This window comes from Mesorhizobium sp. SARCC-RB16n, assembly GCF_008520305.1.
Taxonomy (GTDB): Bacteria; Pseudomonadota; Alphaproteobacteria; order Rhizobiales; family Rhizobiaceae; genus Mesorhizobium.
Window position 1 is genome coordinate 1 of record NZ_ML703288.1, and the last position, 12,395, is coordinate 12,395.

Below are 12,395 nucleotides of genomic sequence, written 5' to 3' on the forward strand. Positions count from 1 at the left end.
TATTTGCCCGATAGCCCGGCATCACCATGCGCCTCGTACAAAGCAACCCACTTGCGGACAGTCGCCGCGTCGACTCCACGGTTCGACCCCGCACTCGCGTAGCTTTCATCCCCGCACAAATAGCTATCGACAACTGAGCGCTTGAAACGCGCACTGTGTTTGGACATGCAAAACCCCCGAAGGTTGTGTCCAACTTTCGGGGGTCAGTTCAAAGTGCCGGGTTTTTTGTCTTGGGGTGCCGCGGATTACCGCACCTACAGCATGTCGCAGCGAATAGGATTCGCCAGACCTGCTGTAAGCTTTTAATTTCATGCATGTCGTTGTCCCGGAACCGAGGACACTTCCGGGCGACATGCATTATGCGCCACCTTCCTTCTCCGCGGCCTCCTGCTTCAACGTGGCGATGAACCGCTTGGTCCGTTCGCGCTCCGGATTGCCGAACAGCGTGGCGGATGGCCCTTGCTCGACGATGACGCCGGCATCGAGAAACACCGCTTCCTGAGCGATCTTGGAGGCGAGGCGCAAATCATGTGTCGCGATCACCATGGTGGTTCCCTCGCTGGCGAGCTTGCTCAGCACATCGACTACCTCCTGCGCCAGTTCCGGGTCTAGCGCCGAAGTCGGTTCGTCGCACAAAAGCACCTTCGGCGACGGCGCCAGCGCCCGGGCGATCGCCACGCGCTGTTGCTGGCCGTCCGACAGCGTCGCCGGCCAGGCATCCGCCTTGTGCGCCATGCCGACCTTCTCCAGCAGCGCGAGCGCCCGCTCATGTGCCCTCTGGGGCGACCATTTGAGCACCGTGACCAAACCTTCCATGACATTTTCGATGGCGGTGCGATGCGGAAACAGCTGGAAATTCTGGAACACCATGCCGGTCTGCAGGCGTAGACGCCTTATGTCCGCCGCCGGCACCTTTCCGCCCGGGCGGAACTCGAGGCTCTCGTCGCCGATCCGCACCGTGCCCGAGGTCGGGATCTCCAAGAGGTTGATGCAGCGCAGCAGCGTGCTTTTTCCTCCGCCCGAAGGGCCGACCAGCGCGGTGACACTGCCTTCGGCGATGGTGACACTCACACCCTTCAGCACGAGATTGTCGCCAAAGCGCTTTTCGATGTTGGTGAGGCCGATCATGAGCGTGCCTCCAGGAAGCCGCCATAGCGGTTGAGCCGCTCCTCCAGCCGCGTCTGCAAGGCCGACAGCACCGAGCTCAAGGCGAGATAGAGGATCGCCGCCTCGACATAGAGGATGAGCGGCTCATAGGTCGTGGCGACAATGCGCTGCGCTGCCTGGAACATCTCCGGCACGGTGATGGCGGCGGCCAGCGACGTGTCCTTGACCAGCGAGATGAAGGTGTTGGAGAGCGGCGGCACCGCCACCCGGCCGGCCTGCGGCAGGATGGTGCGCCGCATCGCCTGGCTCCAGGTCATGCCGATCGAATAGGCGGCCTCCCACTGGCCTTTCGGCACCGAGCCTATCGCCGCGCGGATGATCTCCGACGTGTAGGCGCCGATGTTGAGGGTGAAGCCGATCAGCGCCGCGGTAAAGGCATCGAGCAGGATGCCGACCGAAGGCAGGCCGTAGAAGATCAGGAACAGCTGCACCAGGAGCGGCGTGCCGCGGAAGATCCAGACATAGAAGCGCACGAGCGCCACCAGCGGCTTCGGGCCAAACAGCCGGCCGAGCGCCGCGCCCAGCCCCACCGTCAGTCCAAGCATGAAGGATAGCAGCGTCAGCGGCACGGTAAAGATCAACGCTGCCCACAGCAGCGAGGGCAGCGACGCCAGCATCAGTTGCAGCCAGTGCGGCACGAAATGTCCTCCGGAATTGACGGGCGGCGGCATCGAAGCGCGAATGCGTCGGCCATATCACGACAAAAGCGGCGAGCCGTCAAAGACGGCTCGCCGCTGGATGGGCTGCAGGGCGACAACCGGCCCCGCCTTATGAATTACTTCGACACGTCCTGGCCGAAATAGGTGTCGGCGATCTTCTGATAGGTGCCGTCGGCCTTGATGTCGGCCAGCGCCTTGTTGATGGCCGCGACCAGCTCCGGATCGCCCTTGCGCACGATGACGCCGGAATAATCGGCATTCTGTTCCTGGGCGGCGATCTTCACATTGGCGTCGGGCTTGTGCTTCTTGAAGTCGAGGAACGACAGGCTGTCATTGATGGTGGCGTCGGCACGGCCGGTCAAAAGCAGCTGGATCGACTGGTCGAAGCCATCCGTGCCGACCAGTTCAGCGCCATTTGACTCGGCCAGCTTGCCGAAATTGGAGGTCAGCGACTGCGCCGACTTCTTGCCCTTGAGATCGGCGAAGGTCTTGATGTCGGTGTTGTCGCCGCGCACGATCAGCACCGCCTTGGAGGCGATGTAGGGATCGGAGAAATCGTACTTGGCCTTGCGGGCATCGGTGATGCCGACTTCGTTGATGACGGCATCGTAACGGTTGACGTCGAGGCCTGCGATCAGACCGTCCCACTTGCCCTCGAGGAACTCCGCCTTGACGCCAAGCTTTTCGGCGATCGCCTTGGCGATTTCGACGTCGAAACCCACCAGCGCTCCGGATGCATCATGATAGGTGAAGGGCGCGTAAGTGCCTTCCGTACCGACCTTGATGACGCCGGCCTGCTTGATCTGGTCGAGATTGGCGCCGGCATGGCCCGAAGCGACCGCCAGGGCTTGCAGCGTTCCGGCGATGATGAGTGACTTGAGCCATTTCATTTTTCTGTGATCCCGTCCTTGGCCTGATATCGGCATGTTGTGAGGGCTGGAAAATGACAGATGCAGGTCGAAAAAATAAGGAATGAAATTTCAAAGAGGCCTAATTCCAGAAATCAAATACTTCAAAGGAATTTCTTTGCAGCATTCAAAGCTTCCAGGCAGCCGCGCCGAAATTGCCCGCACGTCATCGCTCGCCTGCCTGCGCAGCGGAACCTTTCCCGCGCACGGCAGTTTTGGCTGTTCTAGGGCACGACGCCGTCATTTCAAGCCGGTGCCGCCGAGTCGTCATTCGAACCGCCTGAGCCAGGGAGCGCCTTATGATGGAAGACACCGCAGGTCGGGTCATGGTCCGCGCGGCAATGAAGGCGCCTTACCTCGAGCGCGACGAGGAGCATCGGCTGGCACTGCTCTGGAAAGAGGACAACGACCAGAACGCGTTGCACAGCATCACCGTTGCCCATATGCGGCTGGTCATTTCCATGGCCTCGAAATTCCGTCATTACGGCCTGCCGCTCGGCGACCTGATCCAGGAAGGCCATGTTGGGCTGCTGGAGGCCGCAGCCCGCTTCGAGCCCGAGCGCGAGGTACGGTTCTCGACCTACGCGACGTGGTGGATTCGCGCTTCGATGCAGGACTACATCCTGCGCAACTGGTCGATTGTGCGCGGCGGCACCAGTTCGGCGCAAAAGGCCCTGTTCTTCAATCTCAGGCGCCTGCGCGCCCGTCTCGCGAACGGCGCCGAACCGCTCTCCAACACAACTCTCTACCGCGAGGTGTCGGTTGCGCTCGGCGTATCCGAAGCTGATGTGGAGTTAATGGATTCACGCCTGTCGGCGCCCGACTCCTCGCTCAACGTGCCGCTTGCCGACGATGCGGGCGCGACCGAGCGGATGGACTTCCTGGTCTCGGACGATCCCCTGCCCGACGAGATTGTCGGCAACAAGATCGACGTCGCGCGCCGCTCGCTCTGGCTGAGGGAGGCGCTTCAAGCGCTCAACGCCCGCGAACTCCGCATCATCGAGGAACGCCGGCTTACCGACGAGGGCGCCACGCTCGAGGCGCTCGGCGAGACGCTCGGCATTTCCAAGGAACGCGTCCGCCAGATCGAGGCCCGCGCCCTGGAAAAGCTCAAGGTCGCGCTGGTCAAGCAGAATCCGGAATTTATGGCGACTGCTGCCTGATTCCCGCAACGGGGCTTACTTGTCGGTGACGATCTTGACCTTGTCGCCGGCCGAAACCGCAGCCCCCGGCGACAGCGCATTGAGCACCCTGAACAGGTCGAGCTTCCGGTCGACGCCCACCATCTGCGCGGCAAGCGAACCCATGGTCTGTCCCGGCTGCACTGTAAGCACACGAATATGCAGTGGCTTCAGGGCCGCCTTCTCGCCGGGACTGAGGATGCGGAAGGAGCCGCTGACCGAGCGCGCCACCGTTTCCAGCGAGGTACTGGTCGAGGGGGCCGCGGTCAGCAATCGGTAAACCTGGCCGCCGGCACGGATCACCGCGATATCGAACTGCCAGCCTTCGGCGCCGGCATGCGCGGTTGCTGCCTCGTTGCCATTGATGGTTTCCTGCTTGACGGTGCTGTCGTCAAGACCGGCCACCCAGCCGCTTCTGATATAGTCGGTCAAGGCGCGGTTCTTGTCGATCGAAACGCCGTCGAAGCGGATCGCTATGTCGCCCGGCCCGGTCGCTGTCACCGCCGCCGCCGAATTGTCGATGATGAAACCGTCCGGCACCGTGAACGACACGCCGAGGCCCGGATGGAGGAAGGTCTCGCCGCGCACATAGCCTTCTTCCGGCGTGTCGCCGTAAAGCAAGCCGTCTATGCCGGCGAGGAAGGAATCACGGTCGCGCGTGCCGAAACCGGGCGCGCCGAACTGTCGGGCGTGGCGCTGCGCCAAATCGATGCGTTGCGGCGTGCTGGGATGCGTGGCCAGGAAGTCGAGGCTGGCATCTGTGGCGCCGCTGATCGAGCGGAAATCGGTGTAGGCCGACATCGACTGCAGGAAGCGGCCGGCGGCATAGGGATCGTAGCCGGCTTCGCCAATCGACTTGATGCCGATGGCGTCCGCCTCCAGTTCTTGGTTGCGCGAGAACTGCGCCAGCCTGAGCTTACCGCGGATCAGTGCTGCCTTGGCGGTCGGGCTGTCGCCGAGCACATCCGAGACGACCTTGGTCGCCAGGCCTTCTTCGGCCTCCAGCTGCTGGCGCTGCAAACCGTGATTGGCGGTGACGTGGCCCATCTCATGCGCGATGACGGCGGCTAGCTCGGACGAATCATTGGCCAACGCCAGCAGACCGCGCGTGATGTAGAGATAGCCGCCCGGCAGCGCGAAGGCGTTGACGTTGGGCGAATTGAGGATGGTGATGCGATAGGTCTGGGTCGGGTTGGCCGATACCACGGTCAAATTGCCGACCACCTTGGCGACCATGCGTTCGAGCTTGGGATCGGAATATTCGCCACCATAGGTTGCCAGGATGCGCGGATGCTGCGCCTTGGCGAGTTCGGCAAGCTTGTTGTTGGCGGCGACATTGTCCACCGTGATCGGCTTGTCGGATGGCTGGAAGCCGGATTCCTGGACTTCCGGAGGCGTGAACATCTGGCAGCTTGCCAGCGCCACGGCAAAGCCCACCAGCGCCAGAAAGCGCGCCAGCGGATTCATTCGCAGCCTGTCAACGCCTATTGCCAGAACGGCTTCCTTTCAGGTCCCTGCGCATGACCCCGTCATGCGCAAAACAAACTGCTACAGCCTCCGTTATGCACCCATCGGGGCGGGTGGCGGATGCTGTAGGCAAATCACGGCCTGTGCCGTACCGGTATGAGCGGACCTAGCCACACTACTCCAGTCATGGCAAGCAAGCGCCACATCGCCTTGGGCCGGTTTGAGCGTAAATTATGTCCGCTTCCGGGCAATATCTCGTGATAAGGCATCCCCCGCACCGATACCGATATAGCGCCGGAACGCCTCCGGACCAGCCCCGACAAAAAAATCGTCCGCCGTGCCTGTGGCGGCTACGGTGCCATTGTCCAGAAACACCACCTTTTGGCCGATGCGACGGGCATCCTGCGGCTGGTGCGTGACGAACAGCACCGTCATGCCACGCTCGGCATGGAGGCTGGCAACCAAGTCGAGCATGTCGTCGCGCAAGGCGGGCCCGAGCGAGGCGAAGGGTTCGTCGAGCAGCAGCACCGGGCGGTCACGCACGAGCACGCGAGCCAGGGCGACACGCTGGCGCTCGCCGCCCGAAAGTTCACGCGGCAGCCGCTTCCCCTTGCCGGCAAGGCCGGTGTGCGCAAGCGCCTCCGCGATATCGGTGTGGTCGGTATCGGTCAGCCGCAACGATGGCGAACGGCCGAGCCCGACATTCTGCTCGACGGAAAGATGCGCGAAAAGATTGTTCTCCTGAAACACCATCGACACCGGGCGCACGGCTGGCGGCTCGGCACCAACATCGGCCCCGCCGATCAGCACGCGGCCGGCTCGCGGCGTCTCGAACCCGGCCACCAGATTGAGCAGCGTCGACTTTCCCGAACCGCTCGGCCCCATGATCGCGGTGATCCGCGTCGCGGTAAACTCGACATCGAAGGCGAACAATGCCTCGCCATAACTGAACGAGACCTTGTCCAGCCGCACCGGCACCCCCTTGCCGTCAGCCGCCCTGTCAGACATCGCGGGCCATCCCCTTTCCCAGCCGGTCCGCTGCCAGCACCAATGCCAGACAGACAAGGCCCAGCAACAACGCCAGGCCAGCGGCGTCCTGCGTGCGGTAGCTGCCCATGCGCGCCAGGAGAAGGTAGGGCAATGTCTGCACGGAATCACTGCCGAACAGGGCGATGACGCCAAGATCGCCAAGCGACAGCGCCATAGCGAAGGCAAAGGCGGTGGCAAGCGGCCGCCGCAGCGACGGCCAGTCGACCAGCCACAGTCTTAACCAGCCGGAAATGCCGAGCTGTGCGCAGAGCCGTTCGTGGCGCTCGCTTGCCGCATCATAGGCGGGACGGACGGCGCGCAGCGCGAAAGGCATCGCCATGACAGCGTTAACGGTGACGACCATGACCGGGGCGATGGCAAAAACGTCGCCGACATGGCGCAACAGAAGGAACCAGCCGGCGCCGACGACGATCGGCGGCACGACCAGCACAAAGCCGGCGCCGGTATCGGTGGCATGTTCGAGCAGTGTCCTTGGGCCGAAGCGGCGGTTCAACGCCAGCGCCCGGCGCGCCACGGTCAGGGCCAACGAGAGCATCACCGAAAGCAGCGCCGAAAGGAAGGCCAGCGCGGCGCTGGTCAGCGTCGCCTGCCGGACAATGGCCTCGCCGGCTAGCCGGCCAAGATCGGCGCCCAATCCGGCCGCCACCGTCGCCGCCATCGGCCCGGCAACGAACAGCAACGCCAACACGATGAGCGTGGCGTTCAATGTGGCTTCGGTCCCGTTGACGGAGAGATAGCGGCGCGGCGCGACCGGCAGGTTGGCGTCGCCGACGACATTGGCGCCGAGCCGGGTCAGCGCCAGCACCACGATGAACGTCAAGGCGATCTGCAGCAATGTCAGCGCGACAGCCCGAGCGGGATCGAAATCGAAGCGCAATGCCTGATAGATGCCGACTTCGAGTGTGGTCGCGGCCGGCCCGCCGCCGAGCGTCAGCACGATGGTGAAGGATGTGATGCAGAGCATGAAGACAAGTCCTGCGACACCAGGCAAAGCGGCACGCAGCGTCGGCCATTCGATCAGCCGGAACGCCGGCCGCGCCCCCATGCCGAGTTGGCTCGCCAGCCGCCACTGGTCGGTCTGTATCGTCTGCAATGCCTCCAGGAACAATCTTGTGGCCAGTGGCAGGTTGAAGAAGACATGGGCAACGAGAATGCCGGAGAGGCCGTAGATGCCCGGCCAGCCCTGGCCGCCAATCCAGTTGAAGAAGCCGGAGAAATAGCCGGCGCGCCCATAGAGCGCCAGGATGCCGAGCGCAGCCACGATCGCCGGCAGCGCCAGCGGCACGGCGAAGAGCTGCAGGATGAAGACGCGGCCGGGGAAACGCGGATGCCGCGACAGCGCGCGCGCCACGAACAGGGCAGGCCCCACCGAGAGCAGCGTTGACAGGGCCGCCTGCCAGAGCGTGAAGCGCACGACACGGAAGAGGTAAGGATCGAAGGCGGCCCAGGCACCGGAGAGGTCGTGAGCGCCTTCGACAAGCAGCCCGACAAACGCGCCGCCGATCAGCAGCGTGATTGCCGCGAGCGCGGTGATGCCGGCGCCGACACGAGAACCCGTGGAATGCGCCGGCGCCATCTGCTTGCCTACTTGCTCATCACCGCCAGCCATTCGTCCACCCAGGCCTTGCGGTTGGCGGCGACCTCCTCCGGGCTGAACAGCAAGGTCTTGGTCGGCTTGACCAGTTTGTCGAAGGCGGGGTTGAGCGGCTTGTCGGTCTTGCCGGCCGGGAACATCCAGTTGGTCTCCGGGATGGCGTCCTGGAATTTCGGACCCGTCATGAAAGCCATGAACTGCGCCGCCAGCGGGTTCTTGGCTCCGGTCGTGGTGATGCCGGCGACCTCGATCTGCAGATACTCGCCCTCTTCGAAGGATGCCGCCTGGTAGCGCTCGGTGTTCTCGGCGACCATGTGGTAGGCCGGCGAGGTGGTGTAGGACAGCACCATCGGCGCCTCGCCCTTGGTGAACAGGCCATAGGCCTCGCTCCAGCCCGGCGTGACGGTCAGCACCTTGGTCCTGAGCTTGGCCCAGGCCTCCGGCGCCTTGTCGCCATAGACCGACTTCACCCAGAGCAGCAGGCCGAGGCCGGGCGTCGAGGTGCGCGGGTCCTGGATGACGATCTTGTCATTGGCACTGCCCTCGACCAGGTCCTTCAGGCTTTTCGGCGGCGTCTTCAGCTTTTCGGTGTCGTAGACGACAGCGAAATAGCCATAGTCAAAGGGGACAAAAGTATCGTCGCTCCAGCCGCCCGGCACGTTCACGTCCGTTACCGCGCCATGCGGTGCGAACAGACCCGAGGCCTTGGCATCGGCGGTGAGATTGGTGTCAAGACCGAGCACGATGTCGGCCTTTGTCGATGCGCCTTCTAGCTTGACGCGGTTGAGCAAGGCCACGCCGTCGGCGACCGAGACGAATTCGACATCGCAGCCACATTCGGCCTCGAACTCCTTCTTCACCACGGGACCTGGACCCCAGTCGGCGGTGAAACTCTCATAGGTGTAGACGGTAAGCTTGTCCTTGGCCAAAGCCGGCCCGGACAAGGTCACCACCGTGGCAGCGACGAGAAAATATAAAAGCGTGCGCATCGGCGCCTCCTTCGTTCGCGTTGAAAGGAATTGAGGCGTCGGATTGTCCGAAACGTCTAATCCCTCCGCCGGTACAAACCGGATCAGGTTCAGCGGGTTGGCGAGACTGCCTCTCAGCCGGCCCGCGAAATTCGCGTCCGGCACCCCGTTAGAGCGTTTCGACACATAAGCCCGGCCGATGGGACGCGCAAGTGGGGAGTTTGCCGCCTTCCGTTTCCCGTGCCGGGCTGGTAAGGGCGACGGGATATGAGCACATTCACCATCCTGCTTGGCGGCGACCTCATCCGCACGCCCCGGCTCGACCGCCAGGTCGAAGGCTCGCGCGTCATCGCCGCCGACGCCGGCATCGGCCATGCGCGGATCCTGGGTCTCGTGCCGGAACTGTGGGTCGGTGATTTCGATTCGGTTCCGGCTGATCTGCCCGCCCATCTCGCCGCCGTGCCCCGCCAAACCTTCCCGACGGAAAAGGACAAGACCGACGGCGAACTGGCGATCGCGGCCGCACTGGAGCGCGGGGCGACGCGCCTTGTGCTGGCGGGCGCCTTCGGCGGCAAGCGCGCCGACCACGCCTTCCTGCATCTGGCGCTTGGGCTGCGGCTGGCCGAGGCCGGAACGGATGTGCTTCTGACCAGCGGCGCCCAGGAAGGTGTCCCCTTGCTGCTCGGCAGGGCCGGCTTCGATTATGCGGACGGCACGCTGTTTTCGATTCTCGGCTTTTCCGAACTCTCCGGCCTGACCGTCATCGGCGCCAAATGGCCGCTTGACAACGTCGAGGTGGCTTTCGGTTCGTCGCTGACCATTTCCAATGAGGTCAAGTTCGACAAGACCGGGGGCCGCCTCGACATCGCGCTCGGCCATGGCCGTGCGCTGCTGCTCGCCCATCCCTATCCATTGCCTGAAAGCTGACATGGCCCCGCCTCTTCTCAATCTCGACGGGATAAGACTGACCTTCGGCGGCACGCCGCTGCTCGACGGCGCCGCCTTGACCGCTTCGGCCGGCGACAAGATCGCGCTGGTCGGCCGCAACGGGTCCGGCAAGTCGACGCTGCTCAAGATCGCCGCCGGCCTGATCGAACCACAGGACGGCGAGGTGTTCCGCCAGCCTTCCGCAACTGTCCGCTATCTGCAGCAAATGCCCGACATGGAGGGTTTCGCCACCGTGCGCGCCTATGTCGAAGCCGGGCTCGGGCCCGCCGACGATCCCTATCGTGCCAGCTATCTGATGGAGCATCTCGGCCTGTCGGGCGAGGAGCGGCCAGGAGACCTGTCCGGCGGCGAGGCCAGGCGCGCCGCCCTTGCCCGCGTCATGGCGCCGGAACCCGACATCCTGCTACTTGATGAGCCGACTAACCATCTTGATCTGTCGGTCATCGAATGGCTGGAAGAAGAGCTCGTCCGGACCTCTTCGGCGCTCATCGTGATCTCGCACGACCGCCGCTTCCTCGAGCGCGTGTCGCGCGCGACAGTCTGGCTCGACCGTGGCCAGACCCGCCGGCTGGACAAGGGCTTTGGCCATTTCGAGGAATGGCGCGACCTGGTTCTGGAAGAGGAAGAGCGCGAGCAGCACAAGCTTGGACGCCAGATCGTGCGCGAGGAGCACTGGCTGCGCTATGGCGTGACGGCGCGGCGCAAGCGCAACATGCGCCGGTTGGGCGAGTTGCAGACCATGCGTCAGCGTTTTCGCGGCCATCGCGGCGCCGAAGGCTCCGCGACAATGGTGGCAAGCGACGCCGCCGAATCCGGCAAGCTGGTGATCGAAGCCAAGAACATCGAGAAGAGCTTTGGCGACCTCACCGTGGTCAAGGGGTTCTCGACCCGCATCCAGCGCGGCGACCGCGTTGGCCTTGTCGGGCCGAACGGCGCCGGCAAGACGACACTTCTGAAGATGCTGACCGGCGAATTGACGCCGGACGCCGGTTCCGTACGGCTCGGCACCAATCTGGAGATCGCCACGCTCGACCAGAAGCGCGAGGCGGTCGACCCGCAGGAGACGCTGGCGCAATATCTCACCGACGGGCGCGGAGAGAACCTCGTCATCAACGGCGAGCAGCGCCATGTCGTCTCCTACATGAAGGACTTCCTGTTCAAGCCGGAGCAAGCGCGCACGCCGGTGCGTGAGCTTTCCGGCGGCGAGCGGGCGCGGCTGATCTTGGCACGCGTGCTGGCACGGCCGGCGAACCTTCTGGTGCTCGATGAGCCGACCAACGATCTCGACATGGAGACGCTGGAGCTTTTGCAGGAACTGGTTGCCGGTTTTGCCGGCACCGTCATCCTGGTCAGCCACGACCGCGACTTTCTCGACCGCACGGTAACCAGCCTGATCGCGCCGGATGGCGACGGGCGCTGGATCGAATATGCCGGCGGCTATTCCGACATGCTGGCGCAGCGCGGCGGCACCAGGCTGGATGACCGCAAGGCGCGTGCCAAGGCGGAAGCCGGCGATGCGCCGGCGCCAGGCAAGAGCGAGCAGGCAGCGTCAAAAGGGCCGGCGAAGAAACTGTCGTTCAAGCAGAAGTTCGCGTTGGAATCCCTACCCAAGAAGATCGAGGCGGTGACCGCGTCGATCTCGCGGCTGGAGAACAACATCGCTGATCCCGCCTATTACGAGCGCGACCCGGCCTCGTTCCAGAAGACGATCGCCGCCCTCGACAAGGAGCGCGCCATGCTGGCCGCGCTTGAGGAGGAATGGCTGGAACTTGAGATGCTGCGGGAAGAGATGGGAGGGTAGGCACCGTCGACCGGCAATCCAAGTCGCTCGATATTGCTCCGGGACGGGAGTGCGCATATATTATGCGCATGTTGCGGAGGCCATTATGCGTAAGATTGCCTTGAATGCGATCCGTCAGCCAGCAAATCTGTCGATCGATTCCAACCTCATGAGGGAAGCCAAGGGGCTGGACGTAAATGTCTCGCGCGCTGCGGAAGCTGGCATCGCGGAAGCGGTGGCAGCTGAAAAAACGCGGCTATGGAAGCTCGAGAACCGCGCCACCATGGACGCCTGGAACGACTATACCGAAAAGAACGGCATTCCGTTGGAAGAGTACCGGCAGTTCTGATGCCTCGATATGATGTCTTCGCGGGCCGCGTCGAAGGCAGCTATCTGCTCGACGTTCAATCCGACCTGCTCGACAATTTCAGGACGCGGGTAGTCGTCCCGCTTCTGCCGGTCGCAATGGTGCCGCCGCCAATGCGAAAACTCCATCCAATATTCGAAATCAACGCCCGGAAACTGGTTATGGCCACACACCTTATTGCCACCGTTCCGGCGAGCGAACTGGGCGAAAGTCGGCTCAACCTGACGAGGCATCGCGACGACATCGTCGCCGCGCTGGACATGCTGTTCCAGGGCTTCTGAACGAAGGCGGCGGCCGGGCGAGACC

General features: G+C 63.6%; 13 protein-coding genes and 1 riboswitch. Of the genes, 5 read left to right on the forward strand and 8 right to left on the reverse strand.

Going from position 1 to position 12,395, the window contains the following annotated elements; translation table 11 throughout:
• From C7I87_RS36850 to C7I87_RS28705, 4 genes are all read right to left on the reverse strand, one after another.
• On the reverse strand, positions 1–167 hold a 167-nt coding region (locus C7I87_RS36850; RefSeq protein ID WP_149907393.1), incomplete at its 3' end, for a helix-turn-helix domain-containing protein.
• Positions 168–357: 190 nt separating this feature from the next.
• Entirely contained in the window at positions 358–1,128 is a 771-nt protein-coding gene (locus tag C7I87_RS28695) for an amino acid ABC transporter ATP-binding protein (RefSeq protein ID WP_149907394.1), read from the reverse strand.
• The gene (locus tag C7I87_RS28700; protein ID WP_149907395.1) at positions 1,125–1,805 is read right to left on the reverse strand and encodes an amino acid ABC transporter permease; all 681 of its coding nucleotides are present in this window, start codon (positions 1,803–1,805) and stop codon (positions 1,125–1,127) included. The genes C7I87_RS28695 and C7I87_RS28700 overlap by 4 nt, the downstream gene beginning before the upstream one ends.
• A gap of 137 nt (positions 1,806–1,942) precedes the next feature.
• Positions 1,943–2,716, reverse strand: a complete 774-nt coding sequence (locus C7I87_RS28705) for an amino acid ABC transporter substrate-binding protein (RefSeq protein ID WP_149907396.1) — start codon at positions 2,714–2,716, stop codon at positions 1,943–1,945.
• Between the two features lie 317 nt (positions 2,717–3,033).
• On the opposite strand from C7I87_RS28705, the gene C7I87_RS28710 reads away from it, so the two are divergent.
• Positions 3,034–3,897 carry an RNA polymerase factor sigma-32 gene (locus tag C7I87_RS28710; protein ID WP_149907397.1) on the forward strand — a complete coding sequence of 288 codons (864 nt, stop codon included), beginning with the start codon at positions 3,034–3,036 and terminating at the stop codon, positions 3,895–3,897.
• A gap of 15 nt (positions 3,898–3,912) precedes the next feature.
• Here C7I87_RS28710 and C7I87_RS28715 read toward each other — a convergent pair whose 3' ends face one another.
• The 4 genes from C7I87_RS28715 to thiB all read right to left on the reverse strand — a co-directional run bounded on the left by C7I87_RS28715 (position 3,913) and on the right by thiB (position 9,015).
• Positions 3,913–5,382 (reverse strand): M48 family metalloprotease, encoded by a 1,470-nt coding sequence (locus C7I87_RS28715; RefSeq protein ID WP_149907398.1) that lies wholly within the window; start codon positions 5,380–5,382, stop codon positions 3,913–3,915.
• A 231-nt stretch (positions 5,383–5,613) separates the two neighbouring features.
• Complete coding sequence (thiQ, locus tag C7I87_RS28720) at positions 5,614–6,390, reverse strand: thiamine ABC transporter ATP-binding protein (RefSeq protein WP_149907399.1); 777 nt, start codon at positions 6,388–6,390, stop codon at positions 5,614–5,616.
• Positions 6,383–8,041 carry a thiamine/thiamine pyrophosphate ABC transporter permease gene (gene thiP / locus C7I87_RS28725; protein WP_373424787.1) on the reverse strand — a complete coding sequence of 553 codons (1,659 nt, stop codon included), beginning with the start codon at positions 8,039–8,041 and terminating at the stop codon, positions 6,383–6,385. The genes thiQ and thiP overlap by 8 nt, the downstream gene beginning before the upstream one ends.
• A complete protein-coding gene (thiB, locus tag C7I87_RS28730; RefSeq protein WP_149907400.1) occupies positions 8,017–9,015 on the reverse strand; it encodes a thiamine ABC transporter substrate binding subunit in 999 nt (332 codons plus the stop codon). The genes thiP and thiB overlap by 25 nt, the downstream gene beginning before the upstream one ends.
• Before the next feature lie 43 nt (positions 9,016–9,058).
• Positions 9,059–9,173, reverse strand: a riboswitch (TPP riboswitch).
• Positions 9,174–9,261: 88 nt separating this feature from the next.
• Between thiB and C7I87_RS28735 the strand changes: the two genes are divergently transcribed.
• The 4 genes from C7I87_RS28735 (at position 9,262) to C7I87_RS28750 (ending at position 12,370) form a co-directional block, all read left to right on the forward strand.
• Entirely contained in the window at positions 9,262–9,921 is a 660-nt protein-coding gene (locus C7I87_RS28735; protein WP_149907401.1) for a thiamine diphosphokinase, read from the forward strand.
• Between the two features lies 1 nt (position 9,922).
• Positions 9,923–11,743 carry an ABC-F family ATP-binding cassette domain-containing protein gene (locus C7I87_RS28740; RefSeq protein ID WP_149907402.1) on the forward strand — a complete coding sequence of 607 codons (1,821 nt, stop codon included), beginning with the start codon at positions 9,923–9,925 and terminating at the stop codon, positions 11,741–11,743.
• An 85-nt stretch (positions 11,744–11,828) separates the two neighbouring features.
• Positions 11,829–12,071, forward strand: coding sequence for a type II toxin-antitoxin system CcdA family antitoxin (locus C7I87_RS28745; protein ID WP_149907403.1), 243 nt, complete (start codon positions 11,829–11,831; stop codon positions 12,069–12,071).
• Positions 12,071–12,370 (forward strand): CcdB family protein, encoded by a 300-nt coding sequence (locus C7I87_RS28750; protein ID WP_149907404.1) that lies wholly within the window; start codon positions 12,071–12,073, stop codon positions 12,368–12,370. The genes C7I87_RS28745 and C7I87_RS28750 overlap by 1 nt, the downstream gene beginning before the upstream one ends.
• Positions 12,371–12,395 lie beyond the last annotated feature (25 nt).

Excerpts from the sequence above, each read along its gene's own strand:
- C7I87_RS28710 (WP_149907397.1), top strand. The coding sequence starts at position 3,034 with ATGATGGAAGACACCGCAGGTCGGGTCATGGTCCGCGCGGCAATGAAG.
- C7I87_RS28695 (WP_149907394.1), bottom strand. The coding sequence starts at position 1,128 with ATGATCGGCCTCACCAACATCGAAAAGCGCTTTGGCGACAATCTCGTG.
- C7I87_RS28740 (WP_149907402.1), top strand. The coding sequence starts at position 9,923 with ATGGCCCCGCCTCTTCTCAATCTCGACGGGATAAGACTGACCTTCGGC.
- thiB (WP_149907400.1), bottom strand. The coding sequence starts at position 9,015 with ATGCGCACGCTTTTATATTTTCTCGTCGCTGCCACGGTGGTGACCTTG.
- C7I87_RS28735 (WP_149907401.1), top strand. The coding sequence starts at position 9,262 with ATGAGCACATTCACCATCCTGCTTGGCGGCGACCTCATCCGCACGCCC.
- thiP (WP_373424787.1), bottom strand. The coding sequence starts at position 8,041 with ATGGCTGGCGGTGATGAGCAAGTAGGCAAGCAGATGGCGCCGGCGCAT.
- C7I87_RS28750 (WP_149907404.1), top strand. The coding sequence starts at position 12,071 with ATGCCTCGATATGATGTCTTCGCGGGCCGCGTCGAAGGCAGCTATCTG.
- thiQ (WP_149907399.1), bottom strand. The coding sequence starts at position 6,390 with ATGTCTGACAGGGCGGCTGACGGCAAGGGGGTGCCGGTGCGGCTGGAC.
- C7I87_RS28705 (WP_149907396.1), bottom strand. The coding sequence starts at position 2,716 with ATGAAATGGCTCAAGTCACTCATCATCGCCGGAACGCTGCAAGCCCTG.
- C7I87_RS28745 (WP_149907403.1), top strand. The coding sequence starts at position 11,829 with ATGCGTAAGATTGCCTTGAATGCGATCCGTCAGCCAGCAAATCTGTCG.
- C7I87_RS28715 (WP_149907398.1), bottom strand. The coding sequence starts at position 5,382 with ATGAATCCGCTGGCGCGCTTTCTGGCGCTGGTGGGCTTTGCCGTGGCG.